Annotated in this window: 1 protein-coding gene; it reads left to right on the top strand. The window is 30.2% G+C overall.

Translation table 11 applies throughout. The annotated features are described in order from the left end of the window. A partial coding sequence (locus ACTQ40_RS10530; RefSeq protein WP_441564117.1) for a type ISP restriction/modification enzyme occupies positions 1 to 978 on the top strand: 978 nt, incomplete at both ends.

Raw genomic sequence — 978 nt, 5'->3', positions numbered from 1 at the left:
ATTACTAATAGTTATGTTAGATTAACAGATGCTAGAAGAGTAGTTTCTGTTTATGATTCTTATTTAAAAGCATTCAGATGGGCTACTGATAGGTTAGCTAGTAATGGTGTGATTGGATTTATAACAAATAGTTCTTTTGTTGATTTTAAAACGATGAATGGTGTTCGGAGAAGCTTTGAAAATGAGTTCAATTACGTATATGTCTTAAACCTACGTGGAGCAATAAAAGAGCGTTTAGGTGAGTTAGCCAAAAAAGAAGGTCAAAATGTCTTTGACATTATGACGGGAGTAGCAATTACTATTTTAATTAAAGATGGTAGCCAAAATCATGATATTTATTATTATGATATTGGAGATTATTTAACAAGAAAAGACAAGTTTGATTATCTTGAAAAAACGTATTCTATGATTAATGTAGATTGGTTAATAATATCTCCTGATGAAAATGGTGATTGGATAAATAAGAGAGATAAAAACTATTTAAACTATGTCCCTATGGGAAATGACTCCTCTACTAATTATACGGATACAATGTTTAAAGATTCAGCAATTGGTGTTACAACGAGTAGAGATAGTTGGGTTTATAATTTCGGGAAGAAACATGTTTTTGATAATTCGGCTAAATTAGTTAGGAATTATAATAATGAACGTGAGAGATTAAGTAATTACTTGCCTAAACAAAAACTAGATTATATTAACACTGATTCAACATATATGAGTTGGAGTAGGAAAACTAAAACGAAATTATCTTCTAACATATCCATAAACCATGACGAGCGTAAGATTGTTAAAAGTTCCTATAGACCATATACTTATAAATGGTTATATTATGATACTGACATAGTTGAAATGCCTGGACGTTTTAAAGATTTTCTTGGGGAAAATAATAAAGTAATTTATGTTAGTGGTCCTGGAGTAAAAAGAGATTTTTCTGTGATAATGACTAGTGCTATACCCTGTCTCTTATACACATCTCCG

The sequence above is a fragment of the Collinsella sp. Sow4_D11 genome (assembly GCF_052116465.1).
In the GTDB taxonomy this organism is placed as follows: Bacteria; Actinomycetota; Coriobacteriia; order Coriobacteriales; family Coriobacteriaceae; genus Collinsella.
Note: the sequence above shows the minus strand (reverse complement) of the source record. Positions and strands in the feature narration are given on the sequence as shown.